Source organism: Arthrobacter sp. 10T416 (assembly GCF_056394165.1).
Window position 1 is genome coordinate 1 of the sequence record NZ_JBFTHI010000016.1, and the last position, 18,990, is coordinate 18,990.

At 69.0% G+C, this 18,990-nt stretch carries 16 protein-coding genes and 1 pseudogene; 3 read left to right on the forward strand and 14 right to left on the reverse strand.

Going from position 1 to position 18,990, the window contains the following annotated elements; all coding sequences use genetic code 11:
• Positions 1-557: 557 nt before the first annotated feature.
• The 4 genes from tyrS to AC1DBE_RS14685 form a co-directional block, all read right to left on the reverse strand.
• The gene (gene tyrS / locus AC1DBE_RS14670) at positions 558-1,871 is read right to left on the reverse strand and encodes a tyrosine--tRNA ligase (protein ID WP_476970991.1); all 1,314 of its coding nucleotides are present in this window, start codon (positions 1,869-1,871) and stop codon (positions 558-560) included.
• Positions 1,872-1,973: 102 nt separating this feature from the next.
• The gene (locus tag AC1DBE_RS14675) at positions 1,974-4,202 is read right to left on the reverse strand and encodes a HelD family protein (RefSeq protein ID WP_476970992.1); all 2,229 of its coding nucleotides are present in this window, start codon (positions 4,200-4,202) and stop codon (positions 1,974-1,976) included.
• 117 nt (positions 4,203-4,319) lie between these two features.
• The gene (locus AC1DBE_RS14680; protein ID WP_476971040.1) at positions 4,320-4,835 is read right to left on the reverse strand and encodes an adenine phosphoribosyltransferase; all 516 of its coding nucleotides are present in this window, start codon (positions 4,833-4,835) and stop codon (positions 4,320-4,322) included.
• A gap of 128 nt (positions 4,836-4,963) precedes the next feature.
• Positions 4,964-5,605, reverse strand: coding sequence for a DNA-3-methyladenine glycosylase (locus AC1DBE_RS14685; RefSeq protein WP_476970993.1), 642 nt, complete (start codon positions 5,603-5,605; stop codon positions 4,964-4,966).
• A gap of 93 nt (positions 5,606-5,698) precedes the next feature.
• On the opposite strand from AC1DBE_RS14685, the gene AC1DBE_RS14690 reads away from it, so the two are divergent.
• On the forward strand, positions 5,699-7,276 hold the full coding sequence (locus tag AC1DBE_RS14690; RefSeq protein ID WP_476970994.1) for a DNA-3-methyladenine glycosylase 2 family protein: 1,578 nt from the start codon (positions 5,699-5,701) through the stop codon (positions 7,274-7,276).
• Complete coding sequence (locus tag AC1DBE_RS14695) at positions 7,273-7,788, forward strand: methylated-DNA--[protein]-cysteine S-methyltransferase (RefSeq protein WP_476970995.1); 516 nt, start codon at positions 7,273-7,275, stop codon at positions 7,786-7,788. Before AC1DBE_RS14690 ends, AC1DBE_RS14695 begins: the two co-directional genes overlap by 4 nt.
• Here AC1DBE_RS14695 and AC1DBE_RS14700 read toward each other — a convergent pair.
• From AC1DBE_RS14700 to argC, 10 genes and pseudogenes are all read right to left on the reverse strand, one after another.
• Positions 7,785-8,525 (reverse strand): maleylpyruvate isomerase family mycothiol-dependent enzyme, encoded by a 741-nt coding sequence (locus tag AC1DBE_RS14700; RefSeq protein WP_476970996.1) that lies wholly within the window; start codon positions 8,523-8,525, stop codon positions 7,785-7,787. The two genes, AC1DBE_RS14695 and AC1DBE_RS14700, sit on opposite strands and share 4 nt — an antisense overlap.
• Before the next feature lie 56 nt (positions 8,526-8,581).
• Positions 8,582-9,102 (reverse strand): annotated as a pseudogene (locus AC1DBE_RS14705) (pyridoxine/pyridoxamine 5'-phosphate oxidase).
• A 91-nt stretch (positions 9,103-9,193) separates the two neighbouring features.
• A complete protein-coding gene (gene argH / locus AC1DBE_RS14710) occupies positions 9,194-10,621 on the reverse strand; it encodes an argininosuccinate lyase (RefSeq protein WP_476970997.1) in 1,428 nt (475 codons plus the stop codon).
• A 5-nt stretch (positions 10,622-10,626) separates the two neighbouring features.
• Positions 10,627-11,832, reverse strand: coding sequence for an argininosuccinate synthase (locus AC1DBE_RS14715; protein WP_079551246.1), 1,206 nt, complete (start codon positions 11,830-11,832; stop codon positions 10,627-10,629).
• Between the two features lie 57 nt (positions 11,833-11,889).
• Positions 11,890-12,420, reverse strand: coding sequence for an arginine repressor (locus AC1DBE_RS14720; RefSeq protein WP_476878059.1), 531 nt, complete (start codon positions 12,418-12,420; stop codon positions 11,890-11,892).
• Complete coding sequence (gene argF, locus AC1DBE_RS14725; RefSeq protein WP_476878058.1) at positions 12,420-13,424, reverse strand: ornithine carbamoyltransferase; 1,005 nt, start codon at positions 13,422-13,424, stop codon at positions 12,420-12,422. The genes AC1DBE_RS14720 and argF overlap by 1 nt, the downstream gene beginning before the upstream one ends.
• Positions 13,421-14,635 carry an acetylornithine transaminase gene (locus AC1DBE_RS14730; protein WP_476971041.1) on the reverse strand — a complete coding sequence of 405 codons (1,215 nt, stop codon included), beginning with the start codon at positions 14,633-14,635 and terminating at the stop codon, positions 13,421-13,423. The genes argF and AC1DBE_RS14730 overlap by 4 nt, the downstream gene beginning before the upstream one ends.
• Positions 14,636-14,700: 65 nt before the next feature.
• A complete protein-coding gene (argB, locus tag AC1DBE_RS14735) occupies positions 14,701-15,636 on the reverse strand; it encodes an acetylglutamate kinase (RefSeq protein WP_476903868.1) in 936 nt (311 codons plus the stop codon).
• Between the two features lie 48 nt (positions 15,637-15,684).
• Positions 15,685-16,851, reverse strand: a complete 1,167-nt coding sequence (argJ, locus tag AC1DBE_RS14740) for a bifunctional glutamate N-acetyltransferase/amino-acid acetyltransferase ArgJ (protein WP_476878056.1) — start codon at positions 16,849-16,851, stop codon at positions 15,685-15,687.
• A complete protein-coding gene (argC, locus tag AC1DBE_RS14745; RefSeq protein ID WP_476970998.1) occupies positions 16,848-17,879 on the reverse strand; it encodes an N-acetyl-gamma-glutamyl-phosphate reductase in 1,032 nt (343 codons plus the stop codon). The genes argJ and argC overlap by 4 nt, the downstream gene beginning before the upstream one ends.
• Before the next feature lie 134 nt (positions 17,880-18,013).
• Here argC and AC1DBE_RS14750 point away from each other — a divergent pair, with 134 nt between their 5' ends.
• Positions 18,014-18,979: a quinone oxidoreductase family protein gene (locus tag AC1DBE_RS14750; protein ID WP_476970999.1), complete on the forward strand. Its 966-nt coding sequence runs from the start codon at positions 18,014-18,016 to the stop codon at positions 18,977-18,979.
• Positions 18,980-18,990: the final 11 nt, after the last annotated feature.

Genomic DNA, 18,990 nt, shown 5'->3' on the forward strand with positions numbered 1-18,990 from the left:
TGTTAAGCACGCCGCCAGCGTTCATCCTGAGCCAGGATCAAACTCTCCGTTGAAGTAAAACAGACACAACCAGGAACCACGGGAAAACGCGGMAACCCGGCTGCACAAAATTTGAAACCAGCTGTAAAAACCATGCCATCCACGGGGTGGACAACACAGCCAAAACAACCAATCAATAAAACAATTGGTATCAACAAACTTGGCACACTATTGAGTTCTCAAACAACAGACACATTCGAATACTTATCAAAACAATTTGCTTTGTTTTTTCTTCGCTGCGATGTATTTAGCTTATTTCATTCATTTCCACTTTGCAAATCCGGAAGTTCTTCCGAAATTCACCCGCAGAAGCGAATCCGCCCAGCAAAATGCGAAGCAATTTCGCTTTCCCACGTCTTACGCAGGAAGAATTGCTTCTTTTGTTGGGGGTTGTCACCGCTCAGCGGCGGCGACTCAGAAAACATTACACGCTCCCTTCCGGCCGCGCAAATCGACCGGAAGGGAGCGTGCAGTGCGGCTGCAGCCAGCCGCCAAGCCATCCCAGGGAAGGGCGCCGGCTACGGCGCGGAAACTTCCACGGTGGCGAGGTTCTTTTTGCCCCGGCGCAGCAACAGGTACCGCCCATGCAGGAGCTCCGCGGGCTCGATGACAGCGTCCGGATCGGTGATTTTGACGTTGTTCACGTAGGCACCGCCCTCCCCCACGGTCCGCCGGGCCGCCGACTTGCTGTCGGACAGCCCGGTGGCCACAAGGAGGTCGATGATTCCGAGTCCTGAGCCGTCCACCGTTGCCGAGGGAAGTTCCGCTGTTGCCGCCCGCAGGCTCTCCTGGTCCAGGCCCGTCAGGTCCCCGCCGCCGAATACGGCAGCCGACGCTGCGATGACTTTTTCCGTCGCGTCGACGCCGTGCACCAGCGAGGTCACCTCGTAGGCAAGCTTCCGCTGGCCCTCGCGGGCAAACGGGCGCTCGGCTACGGACGCCTCGAGGGCTTCGATCTCTGCGCGGCTGAGGAAGGTGAACACCTTCAGCCGGGCCGCGACGTCGGCGTCGGCGGTGTTGAGCCAGAACTGGTAGAAGGCGTAGGGGCTGCACATCTCGGCGTCGAGCCAGATCGCATTGCCTTCGCTCTTGCCGAACTTGGTGCCGTCCGAATTGGTGATCAGCGGCGTTCCGAGGGCGTGCACGTGCTTGCCCTCCACCTTGCGGATCAGGTCGGTGCCGCTGGTCAGGTTTCCCCACTGGTCCGAGCCGCCGGTCTGCAGCACGCAGCCGTAGTCGCGGAAGAGCTGCAGGTAGTCCATGCCCTGCAGGATCTGGTAGCTGAACTCGGTGTAGCTGATGCCTTCGTCCGAGTTCAGGCGGGTGGCCACAATGTCCTTCTTGACCATGGTGCCGACGCGGAAGTGCTTTCCGATGCCGCGGAGGAAGTCGATGGCGCTCAGCGGCGCGGTCCAGTCGAGGTTGTTCACCATCCGTGCCGCGTTCTCCCCCTCGAAGCTGAGGAAGCGCTGGACCTGGCCCTGCAGCCGGCCGACCCATTCCGCGACGGTCTCCGGGGTGTTAAGGACCCGCTCGGCGGTCTGCCGCGGATCCCCGATCAGTCCGGTGGATCCGCCCACAAGGCCTAGGGGCTTGTGTCCGGCCAGCTGGAGCCGGCGCATCACCAGGAGCTGGACCAGGTTGCCAAGGTGCAGGCTGGGGGCGGTGGGGTCGAAGCCGCAGTAGTACGTTGCGGGGGCGCCGGCCAGCAGCTTCTCCAGTTCCGCCTCATCCGTGGAGACGTGGATCAGGCCGCGCCATTTCAGCTCCTGCCAGATGTTGGCGAAGCTGGGGTCGTTCTGTTGGGACCTAAGATCATTTAGCTGGGACACGGAATCTAAGTTAGCAGGATCGCCGGTGCCCAGCCGCCCCAGCACGGCTCGTGACGGGCATAGCCAGAGCCGTGCCGGGTCAACCCGCCGGAGCGCGCAGGCCTACTCCTCGATGCCGGCGGGCACGGGGGCGGCCGCGATGAGGCGCAGGCGCTGGGTGGGACGCGTCATGGCGACGTACAGGTCCCCCACCCGGCCGTGCTCATGGTTGAGCATGGCGGACGGCTCCAGCACCACAACGCCGTCGAACTCCAGCCCCTTGGCCTCGCGGGGGCTGATGACCACAATGTCCTGCTCGTAGCTGCCCGCGCCGGTGCCGACCCGGCGGCCATAGGCGGCGCGCAGCGCGGCCGTCGCCTCCGGCAGCAGGCCGCCGTCGGCGATCACGGCCAGCAGTCCGCCGTCGAGCGCATCCAGTTCGCCCGGCAGGACCTCCAGGAGCCGCTCGACGATGGCACCGGGACCGACGCGGTCGATAACCGGCGACCAGCGGCCTTCCCTGACCGCCTTGGGCGCGGAGACAACAAGGCCGGCGGCGTTGGCCATCCGGGCCGCGGCCTCGGCGATCTGCGAGGGCGTGCGGTAGTTGACGGTGAGTTCCTCGAGCTGCCAGCGGTCCCCGAACATGGGGGCCAGGGCGCTCTGCCAGGACTTGGCCCCGGCGACGGAACTCGTCTGGGCGATGTCGCCGACGATCGTGAACGACTTCAGCGGGCAGCGCCGGACCAGGAGCCTCCACTGCATCGGTGAGAGTTCCTGGGCCTCGTCCACCACGATGTGCCCGAAGGCCCAGGTGCGGTCCGTGGTGGCCCGCTCCGCCGCGGTCAGCCGGGCCTCGCGTTCCTGGTTCTGGTCCACMAGYTCYTCGGCYGAAATGAGGACATCCACCCCGGCCGTTTCCATGTTGACCAGGGTCTGCTTGGCGTTGGCGAGGTCGCGGGCYCGGTCGTGTTCCTGCTGGGCCAGGCTCTTTCCGGCGGCCGGGTCCAGTTCCCCGAGCAGTTCCGCGGCTTCGTCGAGCAGCGGCACGTCGGCTTCGGTCCACGGTGAGCCGGCCGGCCGAAGCAACAGGGCCCGTTCGGCCGCGCTGAGGTTCGGGGTGCAGGCCTCAAGGATGGCGGGTTTGCTCAGCAGCTCCCCCACCAGTTTCTCCGGCGTCATCGGCATCCAGCACAGGTTCAGCGCCACCCGGACATCGCGCGCGGAGCGGACGTCCTCGGCCAGGTAGGAGCGGTCTGCGTTGTTGCCGATGCTGCCGGCCTCGACCAGTTCGGTTATTTGCTCGGTCAGTTCACGGAGCAGGATTTTGACGAACGAGACCCGTGCCTCGTTGTGCGGCTTGCCGGTGGCCCGGGCCTTCTCGCGCGCCCGGCGGACCTGGCGCGGCGTCAGCACGAGTTTGCGGCCGTCCACTTCGAGGATGCGGTTCTCAGCCGGGATCCGCTGGCGGTTCGCGACGGCGTTGGCCACCACCTCGGCCATGTCCAACCGGCCCTTGACGGCGGCCACGTCGGCGTCGTCCTCGGCCACGGCGTGGATGCCGGGCATCAGGCGGCCCAGGCTGGCCATTACGACGCCGGTCTCGCCGAGGGACGGCAGCACCCGCTCGATGTAGTTCATAAACGACGACGACGGTCCCACCAGCAGCACTCCGGCGGTCTTGAGCCGGTCCCGGTGGGTGTAGAGCAGGTAGGCGGCGCGGTGCAGGGCGACGGCGGTCTTGCCGGTGCCGGGGCCGCCCTGGACCACCAGGGCGCCGGAAATGGTCGAGCGGATGATCCGGTCCTGTTCGGACTGGATGGTGCCCACAATGTCGGACATCCGGCCGGTGCGCTTGGAGTTCAGGGCAGCGAGCAGGGCGCCTTCGCCCTGCAGGGATTCGTCGTCGGCCAGCAGGTCAGCGTCCAGCACGTCATCCTCGATTGCCTTGACCTCGCGGCCCTGCAGGATCAGGTGCCGGCGGCGGCGGACGCCCTGGCGGTCAAAAGCCGTGGCCTGGTAGAAGTGGCCGGCTTCGGGGGCACGCCAGTCGACCATCAGGCGCTGCAGGTCCTCGGTGGTCAGGCCGATGCGGCCGATGTACTGGGATTCACCGGAGTCGAGGTCGAGGCGCCCGAATACAAGGCGGTCGTCGACGGCGTCGAGCTGGGCCAGGCGGTCCTCGTAGAGCGCGGCGAAGGCGTCGCGTTCGGAGACGTTCTGCATGGTGCCCACGGCACCGGCGCGGCGGACCTGGGCGAGCTGGGCCCGCTTTTCCGCCCGCAACTCATCCAGCCGGGCATACAATCCGGCTACATAGTCGCGTTCATGGGCCAAATCAGCGTCGTGCATCGAACGTTCCCCTATCGAAAAAGACAGACCAACCATTCTACAACCATTTCGGCGCGACTTCCCGAAACATGTCAGTTTTATTGAGGCCTGGTTTGTGCAGCATTGTAGCGACGTTGCCTAGAGCTTCAGCAGCGAGTGGACACGGTGGCCGGCAAGCGCCGCGCGGCCGTTGAGGTCGCCGAGCTCCATGACCACGCCAACCCCGGCCACCGCGACACCGCAGCGTTCAAAGAGGCGGGCCGCCGCCCCCAGGGTGCCGCCGGTTGCGAGGACATCATCGAGGATCAGCACCCGCGTGCCCGGTGCGAGGTCCGCGGTGTGCAGCTCAAGGGTGGCGGTGCCGTATTCGAGCGAGTAGTCCTCGGAGAGCACTTCGCGGGGCAGCTTTCCGGCCTTGCGGACCGTAACGACGCCGGTGCCCGTGGCGTAGGCGGCGGCCGCGGCAAGCAGGAAGCCGCGGGCCTCCACACCGGCGACGGCGTCGAACTGGCCCAGGAAGGGCGCCACCAGCGCGTCCACAACGGCTTTGAACGCGGGGCCGTCGGCGAACACCGGGGTCAGGTCCTTGAACACGATTCCGGGCTTGGGGTAATCCGGGACCGTGGCACACAGGCTGGTGATCAGCTGGTCCACGGGCCCGGCTGCACCGTCCCGGACCGGCTCGTGGGCTTGCGCTGGCTGGGTTGCACGTTCGCTGGGATTCACCCGTCCACCTTACTCGGTGCCAGCGGACCGGGCGCCGGGCAGACGCGCCCCGACGGTCACGCCGTCCGGGACTTCGCCGCCTTGTACCGCGAAACGGTCGGGTCGCCGCTGAGCCAGAAACGCCACGGGTAGTCGTCGGTGCCGCCGGCGCCCGAGACGCCTACCCTCGGCCCGGAGCTGACCTCCGCGGCCGGCACGGCGGGCAGTTCAAGCCGGAATGGCGGCCGGAGGACGTCCCATCCGCTGTCCGCCGTCGTCAGCCCGAGGGCAGTGGCGAAACGCGCCGGGCCGCTGGCCAGGTCCTTGGGGGCTTTCGACGTCGGCCGCCGCGAGAGTGCCAGAGTGTCCCCGGCGACGACTTCACCGGCGCGAAGCAGCACCGCGGAGGCCACCCCGTCGGGTCCGCAGACGATGTTGGCGCAGTGATGCATACCGTAGGTGAAGTACACGTACAGGTGCCCGGCGGGGCCAAACATCGGGGCGTTCCGCCGGGTCTGGCCCCGGAAGGTGTGCGAACCCGGGTCCGGGTGAAGCGAATCCTCGGGCCCCAGGTAAGCCTCCACCTCGGTGATCCGCACCGCGACCGGGCCGCTATGGCTCTCGTGCGTGAGCACCGCGCCGAGCAGCAGGGGCGCCACGGTGCGGGCATCGGCGGACAGCAGCCCCCGCAGGGCCTCCGGCGTCGTGCTGGAATCCATGCCAAGACTTTAACAAACCCCCGGCCGGGTCCGTCCACGGCAGTGTCCGATTTCCGCTAGCAGGCACGTGCCGGGAACTGGCAGGATGGAGCCATGGACTTTTGGCAGCGCTACCGGGCAATCGATGCCCGGGACCCCCGCTTCGACGGGCAGTTCTACACCGCTGTGCGCACCACCGGCATCTACTGCCGCCCGTCCTGCCCGGCCCGGACCCCCAAGGCCGGCAACGTCACGTTCTACGAAACCTCCGCCGCCGCGCACGACGCCGGCTACCGCGCGTGCAAGCGCTGCCTGCCCGAGGCCGTGCCCGGCACCCCCGCGTGGAATGTCCGCTCGGACATCGCGGGCCGGGCGATGCGCCTGATCAACGACGGCGTGATCAACCGGGACGGCGTCGAGGGACTCGCCTCGCGGCTCGGGTACTCTTCACGCCAGCTGAACCGCATCCTGAGCCATGAACTCGGCGCCGGCCCGCTCTCACTCGCCCGTGCCAGCCGCGCCCAGACAGCCCGGACCCTGCTGGTCTCGACCACCATGAAAGCCGCCGACGTCGCCTTCGCGGCGGGCTTCAGCAGCGTCCGCCAGTTCAACGAGACCATCACCGAGGTTTTCGCCATGACCCCGTCGGCGTTGCGGGCCACGGGACGGCACCATCACACGCCCGACCGGACCGAGGGTGCCTCGACGGCGCTGACGCTGAACCTGCCGTACCGCGAGCCGTTCGACCCGGGGGTGTTCGAGTTCCTGGCCGTCCGCGCCATCCCGGGCATCGAGGAGGGAACGCCGTCCTCCTACGCCCGGACGCTGCGGCTGGCCCACGGCGACGCCCGCTTCCGGGTGGACTACGACGCCGCCGCCCCGGACCGGCCGCTGAAGCTCACCATCGGCGCCGTGGACCTTCGGGACCTCGCCTCGCTGCTCAGCCGGGTCCGGCGCCTGCTGGACCTGGACGCCGACCCGGTCGCCATCGACATGGCGCTCGGCGCGGACCCGCGGCTGTCCGCCTGTGTCTCGGCCGTACCCGGGATGCGGATGCCAGGAGCGGTGGATCCGCAGGAGCTGTTGATCCGCGCCATGATTGGCCAGCAAATCACCGTGGCCGCAGCCCGGACAGCGCTGGTCCAGCTCTCCGCCGCGGGCAGCGACAGCCTGGTCCCCGCGGAAGGCCTGCAGCGGATCTTCCCGACGCCCGCAGAAATCGCCGCGACCGGTTACCAGAGCCTGCGCGGACCCCAGCGCCGCATCGACTCCATCCGCGGGGCCGCCGAGGCCATGGCGTCCGGCGGACTGAATTTTGGCTATGGCGACGACCTGGCCGGTTTGCAAGCCAAGCTCCTCCCCCTCGCCGGCATCGGACCCTGGACCGTGGGGTATGTGGCCATGCGGGTGATCGGCGCCCCCGACGTCTTCCTCGCCAACGACGCCGCCGTCCGCAACGGCATCAGGGCACTGGCACCGGAGGGCGCCACTGACCCTCGCTTCCCCGACTTCCGTGAAGTCAGCCCCTGGCGCTCCTACGCCACCATGCACCTCTGGCGTGCCGCCGCCGCGGCCCAGGCCCAAGCCCGCTCCCTGTCCCGGACCAAACCCGTCGGGACGCACTCGACACACTCCGTCCGCGCCCAGCCCGCGCTGGCCGGGGCAGCATCCTCGACGAAAGAGACGAAATGAAAGCCCAGCTGTTGACCATGTCCACCCCGGACGGCCCGTTCACGATCATTGCCCGGGACGGCGCCGTCCTGGCATCAGGCTGGACCGCGGTGCCGGGCGAACTCACCGGCCAGATCCACGCGGACCTGCTCCCGGACGGCTACGACCGGGTTTCGGATCTCGGCGGCATCTCGGCCGCCGTGGAGGAGTTCTATGCCGGCAACCCCGTGGCCGCCATGGAGGTGCCTGTGCTGCAGAAGTCCGGCCCGTTCCGCAGTCACGCCTGGGACGTGCTCCGCAATGTCCCCGCGGGCCACCCGGTGACGTACACCGAATACGCGGACCTGTCCGGCAACGCCAGGGCCGTCCGGGCAGCGGCCAGCGCGTGTGCTTTCAACGCGGCTGCCCTGTTTGTGCCGTGCCACCGAGTGATCCGCACCGATGGCAGCCTGGGCGGCTTCCGCTGGGGTTTGCCCATTAAAGAGAGCCTGCTGGACCGCGAACGGCAGTTGGCCCTGGCCCTGCAGGCTTAGTTCTTTACCGGCACACCCGCCGGCCAGGGCAGCAGCGCCGGCAGGTCGACGCCGTCGGCCGCGGCGGTCGCGCGCAGGCTTCCCAGCGTGGGGGTGCGCCCGGCCAGCCACGCGGCTATGTCGGTGAGCATGCCGTTGACGACCGTAGTGCGGCCGCCGGCTGCGCCGACGCCCACGGACGGCAGGCCGAGCGGTTGCAGCACAAAACGTTCGCCCTCGGGGACCCGTGCCGCCAGGAAGTCAAAGAGGTGTTCGCAGAATTGCCGGCTCCACGTCTCGGGGCCGCGGCCGGTGCCAAGGTCCGTGGCGTGGATGGTCAGTTCGCGCCACAGCGCCAGGCCGCCGTCGAACACTACGCCGCCGCGGTAGCTGATCGGTTCACGCCAGCCGGCCGCGTCCAGCCCGGTGAACGCCGCCAGCGCGCGGTCGACGGCACTGCCGACGTCGGCGCGGTGCTGGTCGGCGCTGTGGCCGGCCGCGAGCTCGATGGCCCGCGTCCGCCCCTCGAAGCCGCCGTCGTAGAGTTCAATGCTTGCGCCGCGGCCGGCGTACTCGACCTGCCGGGCCATCGCGTTGGCGATTCCGCTCAGGTGGGCCAGCACGTGACCGCGGCTCCAGCCGGGAAGTTCCGAGGCGGCCAGCACGTCCTGGTCGTCGAGGGTGGCGGCGATTCCGGTCACGACGTCGGCGGCGCGGCGGAGTTCCTCCAGCAGATTTTCGGGGGTGATTGAGGTCATGGCGCCCATCCTAACGGAGCATCCGGATTAGCGGCGATTAACTGGGCCGCGCCGGCTCAGGCTGTTCGGTAGTGGTGCCGGATGTGCCGGCGGTCGTGCCGTGCCTGCCAGAATTCGACCTCCCGGGGACGGATCGCGTAGAGCTGCCAGGCCGGGTTCTCACTGCCGTCGGCACCGGGCCGGGCGTTCCAGTCGGCGGCCGAGGCCTCCGCGGAGAGCTCCACCACGCTGCCGGCAACGCGCACCTGACGGCCCTGCTGCTGCCAGAAGAAGTTCAGCGCGGCCTCCGGGTTGGCGGCCAACTCCTGGCCTTTGCGGGACTCCCGGGAGGTGGCGATGTGCCAGCCGTCGGCGTCGATGTCTTTCAGGATCAGCATCCTCGACGAGGGCCGGCCGCGTTCGTCCGCCGTAGCCAGGCTGCAGGCGTTCGGCTGCGGCACTCCTGCGGCGAGGGCTTCTGTGAGCCAGTGCCGGAACAACTCGGCGGGGTCCTCCGGCGCTGCGTCCGGGTCGAAGTCCGGCAGGGCGTCGGGAAATCGGGCAGGGCGCGCAGGAACTCGCGGAACGATTCACTCATGCGCCCAGCTTAAACGCCGCGGGTTGGCACTCCACGGCAATGTTTGGAGAAAACATTGCCGCGAAGTGCCAACCCGGCGGGGGGGCGGGAGCTACGCGGCGTACTGGCGCACGCCGTCGAGCTCCGCCTCAAGCGCCAGCAACTGGCGTTCGACGGCGGCCGGCGCGGTGCCGCCCTGGGAGTTCCTGCTGTTGAGCGAACCCTCGGTGGAGAGGACCGTGCGGACTTCCGGAGTCAGGTGCTCCGAAATTGCCGCGTATTCATCGTCCGTCAGGTCCCAGAGTTCGACGTCGCGGCTCTCGGCCTGCTTCACCGCGGCACCGGAGAGTTCGTGCGCCTCCCGGAAGGGGACACCCTGCCGGACCAGCCATTCGGCAATGTCCGTGGCCAGGGCGAATCCCTGGGGTGCCAGGGATTCCATCCGTTCGGTGTTGAACTTCAGCGTCGCGATCATGCCGGAGACGGCCGGCAGCAGCAGCTCCAGGGTGTCCGCGGCGTCGAAGACCGGTTCCTTGTCCTCCTGGAGGTCGCGGTTGTACGCCAGCGGGAGGCCCTTGAGGGTGGCGAGCAGCCCCGTGAGGTCGCCGATCAGCCGGCCGGCCTTGCCGCGGGCCAGTTCGGCCACGTCCGGGTTCTTCTTCTGCGGCATGATCGAGGAGCCCGTGGAGTAGGAATCGTGCAGGGTCACGAAGGAGAACTCCTTGGTGGCCCACAGGATCACTTCCTCCGACACCCGCGACAGGTCCACGCCGATCATGGCCGAAACCCAGGCGAACTCGGCAAAGACATCGCGGGAGGCGGTGCCGTCGATCGAGTTGTGCGTCGCCGAGTTGAAGCCCAGATCCGCTGCCACGGCCTCCGGGTCCAGGCCCAGCGAGGAACCGGCCAGTGCGCCGGACCCGTAGGGCGAAACACCGGCGCGCTTGTCCCAGTCGGCGAGCCGCTGCACGTCGCGCAGCAGCGCCCAGGCGTGGGCCAGCAGGTGGTGGCTGAGCAACACTGGCTGGGCGTGCTGGAGGTGGGTGCGTCCCGGCATGGCCACGCCCGGGTGGGCCTTGGCCTGCTCCACCAGCGCGTCGATCGTGGCGACCACACCGCGGGCGATGATCCGTGCGTGGTCACGCAGGAACATCCGGCCCAGGGTGGCCACCTGGTCGTTGCGGGACCGGCCGGCGCGGAGCTTGCCGCCCAGCTGGGTGCCGGCCCGCTCGATCAGGCCGCGTTCCAGCGAACCGTGCACGTCCTCGTCGGACTCCGCCGGGGTGTAGGCCCCGGAGGCGACGTCGGCGTCCAGCCGGTCCAGCGCGTCCAGCATGCCGGCCAGCTCGGCGTCGTCCAGCAGCCCGGCCTTGTGCAGCACGCGGGCGTGCGCCTTGGACCCGGCAATGTCGTAGCGGGCCAGCCGCCAGTCAAAGTGCGTGGACTTGCTCAGCGCGGCGAGGGCGTCGGCAGGGCCGCCGGCGAACCGGCCGCCCCACAGCGCACCCGTATTGGTTGCCTCGGACTTGTGCTCAGCCACAGGGGCTACTTTCCAGCGACGCGGATGTCGCGGCCGGAGGCAACCTTGGCGGACATGCCCCACAGCTCGATGAAGCCGCGCGCCATCGACTGGTCGAAGGTGTCGCCGGTGTCGTAGGTGGCGAGGTCGAAGTCGTAGAGCGAGGTCTCGGAGCGGCGGCCGTTGACGATCGCCTGGCCGCCGTGCAGCACCATGCGGATGTCACCGGAGACATACTTCTGGGTGTCCTCGATGAAGGCATCGAGGGAGCGCTTGAGCGGGGAGAACCACTGGCCGTCGTAAACCAGCTCGGCCCAGCGCTGGCCGACCGTGGCCTTGAAGCGGGCCTGCTCGCGCTCGATGGTGATGTCCTCAAGGTGCTTGTGCGCGGTGATCAGCGCCATGGCGCCCGGGGCCTCGTAGATTTCGCGGGACTTGATGCCGACGAGGCGGTCCTCGACGACGTCGATCCGGCCGACGCCCTGGGCGCCGGCGCGGCGGTTGAGTTCCTTGATGGCCTGCAGCGGGGTGACCTTGACGCCGTCGATCGCGACCGGAACGCCGGCCTCGAAGGAAATGGTGACCTCATCCGGCGCCGGCGGGAATTCCGGGGTGGCGGTGTAGTCGTAGATGTCCTTGGTGGGGGCGTTCCAGATGTCTTCGAGGTAGCCGGTTTCGACGGCGCGGCCCCAGACGTTCTGGTCGATCGAGTACGGGTTCTTCTTGGTGGTCTCGATCGGCAGTCCCTTTTCCTCGGCGAAGGCGATGGCCTTGTCGCGGGTCAGGGCGAGGTCGCGGACCGGGGCGATGCACTTCAGGTCCGGGCCGAGGGTCTGGATGCCGACTTCGAAGCGGACCTGGTCGTTGCCCTTGCCGGTGCAGCCGTGGGCCACGGTGGTGGCGCCGAATTCGCGGGCGGCCTTGACCAGGTGCTTGACGATCACCGGGCGGGAGATGGCCGACACCAGCGGGTAGTGGCCCTGGTAGAGGGCGTTGGCCTTCAGCGTGGGCACGCAGTACTCGTTGGCGAATTCATCGGAGGCGTCAGCCACGTAGGCTTCGACGGCGCCGCAGCCCAACGCGCGCTGGCGGATGGTCTCCAGCGACTCGCCGCCCTGCCCGACGTCGACAGCCACGGCGATGACCTCGGCGCCGGTCGCTTCACCGATCCAGCCGATGGCTACGGAAGTATCCAGGCCACCGGAGTAGGCCAGCACAATACGCTCAGTCACTTCAAATGCTCCTTAGTTGTTGGTTTTGGGTTGTCTGGAAAAGTTCGTGGACTACGATTATTGCCCGGCTTCTTCGGCCATTTGCAGGAAACGGCCGGCGACGGCGGCGCCGCCCAGCGGGTCGCGGGTGACCAGCAGTACGGTGTCGTCCCCCGCGATGGTGCCGAGGATCGAGGGCATCACGGAGTGGTCGATCGCGAGGGCCAGGAAGTTCGCGGCGCCCGGCGGGGTGCGGAGCACCGCGAGGTTCGCGGAGGCCTCGGCGGTGACCAGCAGTTCGCCGCAGAGCCTGGCGAGCCGCGCGTCGAGGATTTCCTGGGTCACGCCGCTCTTGGCCGCGCGTTCGCCGCCCTCCCCCGGCACGGCGTAGACCAGGACGCCGTCTTTGCCGCGGACCCGGACSGCGCCGAGCTCCACGAGGTCGCGGGACAGGGTGGCCTGGGTGACCTGGACGCCGTCGTCCGCGAGCAGCGCCGCGAGTTCGGCCTGCGAGCGGACGGACTCCCCGGTCAGGATCGCGGTGATCCGCGCCTGCCGGGCCGTCTTGGTGGCCGGGCTGGCCCCCTGCGCCGCGGGCTGGACGGACATTAGTCGGCCCCGCCGGCCGGTGCCAGGCCGTCCACAACGGCCAGGCCGGAGCGGTGCATAAGCCACGCCATCAGGGCTTTCTGGGCGTGCAGCCGGTTCTCGGCCTCATCCCAGACCACGGACTGCGGCCCGTCGATGACGCCGGCGGAAATCTCGTAGCCGCGGTACGCCGGCAGGCAGTGCAGGACGACGGCGTCCGGCGCGGCGAGGGTCATGGCGTCCTCGTCGACGGAGTAGTCACGGAACAGCTGCAGCCGGGCCTCCTTCTCGTCCTCCTGGCCCATGGAGACCCAGGTGTCCGTGGCGACGACGTCGGCGCCGCGCAGGGCTTCCGCGGCGTCGACGGTGACCAGGACCGAGCCGCCGGTACGGGCGGCGCGTTCTTCGGCCGCCGCGACGATCTCCGCGGCCGGGAGGTAACCCTCGGGGCCGGAAATCCGCACGTGCATACCGGCGGTGACGCCGGCCAGGAGGTAGGAGTTGGCCATGTTGTTGGCCGAGTCGCCCAGGTAGGCCATGGTCAGGCCGGCCAGGTCACCCTTGTGCTCCTTGACGGTCAGGAGGTCCGCCAGGAGCTGGCAGGGGTGGTAGTCGTCGCACAGGGCGTTGATGACCGGGACGCCGGAGTTCTCCGCCATCGCGACCAGGCCGGCGTGCGCGCCGGTCCGCCACACGATGGTGGAGACCATACGTTCGAGCACCTTGGCGGTGTCTTCGACGGATTCCTTGTGGCCGATCTGCGCCTCGCCGGGGTTGATGATGAGCGCGTTGCCGCCCATGTCCGCGATGCCGGTGGCGAAGGAGACGCGGGTCCGGGTGGAGGTTTTGTCGAAGATCACGGCCACGGTCTTGCGGCCGCTGGCCTCGGCCGCGAAGGGCTGGACGCTGTACGGGGCGGCCTTCATCCGGACGGCGAGCTCCAGCACCTCGGCCTGTTCGGCGGGGCTGAGGTCCGTGTCCTTGAGGAAGTGGCGGGTTCGGGTGGAAGTCTCGGTGGCGGTCACTGGGCGTCCTTTGCGGTCTGGAGGAGGGCCGGCAGCGCGGCGAGGAACAGGTCGGCCTGGCCGGCGGTCAGGATCAGCGGGGGCGCGAGCCGGATGGTGCGCGGTCCCGGGCTGTTGAGGATGAATCCGGCGTCGAGTCCGGCTGTGACGACGGCGGGGGCGACGTCGGCGTCGAGGTCGAAGCCGATCAGCAGGCCTTCGCCGCGGACTTCGGTGACGCCGGCGATGCCGGCGAGGCCGGCGCGCAGGTGGTCACCGATGTCCCGGACGTGGGCCAGCACGTGCTGGTTTTCCAGCACGTGGAGGGTGGCAAGGGCCGCCGCGGTGGCCACCGGGTTCCCGCCGAAGGTGGTGCCGTGCTGCCCTGGGGTCAGCAGAGCCGAGACGTCCGGCCCGAAGGTGAGCAGGGCACCGATCGGGAAGCCGCCGCCCAGGCCCTTGGCGAGGGTCACGGCGTCGGGAACGATTCCGGCGTCCTCGCTCGCGAGCCACTTGCCGGTCCGGCCGATGCCGGTCTGGACCTCGTCCAGGATCAGCAGGGCGCCCGCGGCAGTGGTCGCCTCGCGGGCCGCCGCCAGGTAGCCGGCGGGCAGCGGCCGGACGCCGGCCTCACCCTGGATGGGTTCGAGGAAGACGGCGGCCGTGGTCTGGTCGATCGCGGCGCGGAGGGCTTCGATGTCACCGAACGGGACGTGGACGACGCCGCCGGGCAGCGGCGCGAACGGCGCCCGGTAGGCCTCTTTGGAGGTCAGGGCGAGGGCGCCCATGGTGCGGCCGTGGAACGCGCCGTCGAGGGCGATGATTTTGGTGCGCGGCAACTGGACCGTCCCCGCGTTGCGCCGGGCGAGCTTGAAGGCGGCCTCCACCGCTTCCGTGCCGGAGTTGGCGAAGAACACCTTGGACCCGGCCGGGGCCTTGGCAAGGTCCAGCAGCTTCTCGGCCAGGGCCACCTGCGTGGGGCTGGTGAAGAAGTTGGAGACGTGGCCCAGGGTGGCAAGCTGGCTGGAAATGACGGAGGTGACGAAGGGGTGGGCGTGGCCGAGGGCGTTCACTGCGATCCCGCCGAGCAGGTCCAGGTATTCCTTGCCGTCGGCGTCCCAGACCAGGCAGCCGGCGCCCCGGACCAGCACCCGCTGGGGCGTGCCGAAGACGCCGAGCAGCGAGGAGGAGTAGCGGGAAAGCCACTGCGCGCCACTACTTTCGCCAGTCATGACGGCAGCTGTGGGGGGCGAGCCGGCGGTCCGGCCGTCGGCGTAATCGTTCAGTTCGGTGCTGCTCACTTGGCGGTCACTTCCTCGTCCGGGACAACCTGCGTGCCGATGCCCGCCGTCGTAAAGGTTTCGAGCAGCATCGAGTGCGGCAGCCGGCCGTCCACGATGTGCGCGCGTTCCACGCCGCCGTCGACGGCTTTGAGGCATGCCTCCATTTTGGGGATCATGCCCGACTCCAGGCCCGGCAGGAGGTCGCGCAACTCCGAGGCCGTGAGGGAGGAAATGAGTGAGGACCGGTCCGGCCAGTTGGCGTAGAGCCCTTCGACGTCGGTCAGGATCACGAGTTTGGAGGCGCCGAGGGCCTCCGCGAGGGCCGCGGCGGCGGTGTCCGCGTTGACGTTGAGCACCTGCCCGGTGGTGGAGCCGTCCTCGAAGGTCTCGGGCGCGACGGTGGAGATCACCGGGATGCGGCCGGCGGCGACAATGTCCAGGATGCCTTCCGGGTTCACGCCGACAACCTCGCCCACGAGGCCCAGGTCCACTTCCTCGCCGTCCACCGTGGTGCCGGTCCGGACGGCCCGCAGCAGCCCGCCGTCCTCCCCTGACATACCGACGGCGTAGGGCCCGTGCGAGTTGATGAGGCCAACGAGTTCGCGGCCGACCTGGCCGGTGAGGACCATCCGGACCACGTCCATGGCCTCGGGGGTGGTGACGCGCAGGCCGCCCTTGAACTCGGATTCGATGCCCAGCCGGCCCAGCATGGCGTTAATCTGCGGGCCGCCGCCGTGCACCACCACGGGGTGGATGCCGACGTGGTGCAGGAACACCACGTCCTCGGCGAAGGCGCGGCGCAGGTCCTCGTTGACCATGGCGTTGCCGCCGTATTTGATCACCATGGTGGTTCCGGCGAAGCGCTGGATCCAGGGCAGCGCCTCGATCAGGGTGCCGGCCTTGTCCTGGGCATCGGCCATGGAGGTGGTCTCCCGGGTCTGGGTGTTCATCTGCGTTGGTCCTTCGGTTCGTCCCGACGGTGCCTTCCCCTGCCGGGGTCAGCTGGAGTAGGCGCTGTTTTCGTGGACGTAGTCGTGGGTGAGGTCGTTGGTCCAGATGGTGGCCTCGGCCGCGCCGGCCTGCAGGTCGATCTCCACCAGGACCTCACGCGGCTCGAGGTCCACCAGGCCGCGGTCATCGCCGATGCTGCCGTCGCGGCAGATCTGCACACCGTTCATCGAGACGTTCAGCTGGTCAGGGTCGAACGCGGCGTCCGTGGTGCCGACGGCGGAGAGCACACGGCCCCAGTTCGGGTCCTTGCCGAAGATCGCGGCCTTGAACAGGTTGGAGCGGGCCACCGCCCGGCTGACCACTTCGGCGTCCTTTTCGCTGGCGGCGTTGAAGGTGCGGATGGCGATGTCGTGGCTGGCGCCCTCGGCGTCGCCGATCAGCTTGCGGGCCAGCTCAGCGCACACCTGGGTGAGTCCTGCGCCGAAGTCGGCCGCGGACGGGGTGGCGGCGGAGGCGCCGGAGCCGAGCAGCACGACGGTGTCGTTGGTGGACATGCAGCCGTCGGAGTCGGCGCGGTCGAAGGTGACGCGCGTGGCGTCGCGGAGGGCCACGTCGAGGAGCCCGGGCTGGACCTGGGCGTCCGTGGTGAGGACCACCAGCATGGTGGCCAGGCCGGGTGCCAGCATCCCGGCGCCTTTGGCCATCCCGCCGATGGTGTATTCGCGCCCCTCGGCGTCGGTGCCGGTGAAGACCGCCTCTTTGGAGACCGAGTCGGTGGTCATGATCGCCGTGGCGGCCGCGGCTCCGCCGTCGGCGCTCAGCTCAGCGGCAGCGGCGCCGATGGCGGGGACCAGCTTGTCCATCGGAAGTTGCTCGCCGATCAGGCCGGTGGAGCAGACAAAGATGTCCGTCGCGGACACCCCGAGTGCCTCTGCGGTTTTTTCCGCGGTGGTGTGGGTGTTCTGGAAACCCTGCGGTCCCGTGCAGGCGTTGGCGCCGCCGGAGTTGAGGATGACGGCGTCCACGCGGCCGTCCTTGATGACCTCGCGGGACCAGTGCACTGGCGCCGCGGCCACCCGGTTGGACGTGAAGACGGCGGCGGCCGCCTTGGCGGGGCCGTCGTTGACAACGAGGGCGAGGTCAGGATTTCCCGAGGCCTTGAGGCCGGCCTTGACGCCGGCTGCGCGGAATCCCTGGGGGGCGGTGATGCTCACGGTGCGACTCCCTGCAGGTCGAGGCCGGCGGTTTCCGCCAGGCCGAGGGCGATGTTCATGGACTGCACGGCGCCGCCGGCGGTCCCCTTGGTGAGGTTGTCGATGGCGCAGGTGACGATCACACGGCCGGTGTGGGCGTCTAGGGCCAGCTGCATCACCGCGTGGTTGGAGCCCTGCACGGACTTGGTGGAGGGCCACTGGCCCTCCGGGAGCAGGTGGACAAAGGGTTCTTCGTCGTAAGCCTCCGCCCAGGCGCTGCGCAGTTCCTCGGCAGTGACGCCGGGCCGGACCTTCGCTGTGGCCGTGGTGAGGATGCCGCGGCTCATCGGGGCCAGCGTGGGGGTGAAGGACACGGTGACGGGAGCGTTGAGGGCCTTCGAGAGGCCCTGCTCGATCTCCGGGGTGTGGCGGTGTCCGCCGCCGACGCCGTAAGGGCTCATGGAGCCCATGACCTCGGAGCCGATCAGGTTGACCTTGGCAGCCTTGCCGGCCCCGGAGGTGCCGGACGCGGCGACAATCACGACGTCGTCGGCTTCCAGGAGGTGGTTGCTGAACCCCGGGGTGAGTGCCAGGAGTGCCGAGGTCGGGTAGCAGCCGGGCACGGCGATCCTGGTGGCGCCGCGCAGGGCCTCGCGTTGGCCGGGAAGTTCGGGGAGGCCGTAGGGCCAGGTGCCGGCGTGCGGCGAACCGTAGAACTTCTCCCACGCGGCCGGGTCCTCCAGCCGGTGGTCAGCACCGGCGTCAATGACCACAGTCCCGGCCGGCAGCTGCGCGGCGATCTCCGCCGACGCCCCGTGCGGCAGGGCGAGGAACACGACGTCGTGCCCGGCCAGGTTCTCCACAGTGGTGTCCTCGAGGATACGGCCTGCCAGGCCATGGAGATGCGGCTGCAGTTCGCCTAGTCTGGAACCGGCGTTGCTGTGCGCGGTGATGGCGCCAATGGTGACGTCGGGATGACCGGCCAGGAGCCTCAGGACCTCGCCGCCGGCGTAGCCGCTGGCACCGGAGACCGCTACAGAAATAGTCATAACCCCGACTATACAGCAAGACTATGCATAGTGTCCGATATTTATGCATGTGTCACGCATGCCCCGGCATACCGTTTAGGCGCCCCGATGTCCCTAGGATGGACGCAGAGCACTGACGCTTCAGAAGGAGACACATGACGCACGCAATTGTCGCCCGGCAGGCCGGCGGACCGGAGGTCCTGGAAGTCGCGGAGGTCGACCGGCCCGTCCCGGGTCCTGGCCAGCTCCTGATCAAAGTCGCCGCCGTCGGGGTGAACTTCATTGACACCTACAAGCGCAGCGGCACGTACAAGGTGCAGTACCCCTTCACCCCGGGATCCGAGGCCTCCGGAACCATCGAGGAGCTCGGCGACGGCGTCACCGGCTTCTCCGCCGGCGATCGGGTGGCCACCGCCGAAGGCGTCGCCTGCTACGCCGGGTACGCCGTCGTGGATGCGGACAAGGCACTGCCGGTCCCCCACGGCGTCGACGACTACACCGCGGCGGCCCTCCCCCTCCAGGGCATAACCGCCCACTACCTCATCAACTCCTCGTTCAAGGTGGAGGCCGGCCACACGGTGCTGCTGCACGCCGGTGCCGGAGGCGTGGGCCTGCTGCTGACCCAGCTGCTCAAGGCCAAGGGCGCGCAGGTCATCACCACGGTGTCCACGGACGAGAAAGAGGCGCTGGCCCGCGGGGCCGGCGCCGACCATGTGCTGCGCTACGACGGCTTTGCCGCCAAGGTCCGCGAGCTCACCGACGGCGCCGGCGCGCACGTTGTGTACGACGGCGTCGGCAAGGATACCTTCGACGATTCCCTGGCTGCGCTCCGGATCCGCGGGACGCTGGTGCTCTTCGGCGCCGCGTCGGGTCCGGTTCCGCCGTTCGACCCGCAGCGCCTCAATGCCGGCGGCTCGCTGTACCTGACCCGTCCGACCATCACCCACTTCCTTCAGGACGCGCAGGAGCGCCGCTGGCGTTCGGACGAGCTCTTTGCCGCCGTGGCCGACGGCAGCCTCAAGGTCCGGATCGGCGCCCGCTACGATCTCGCCGACGCCGCCACGGCGCACACCGACCTGGAGCAGCGCCGCACCACCGGCAAGGTCATCCTGGTTCCCTGAGCGTCCGCGGG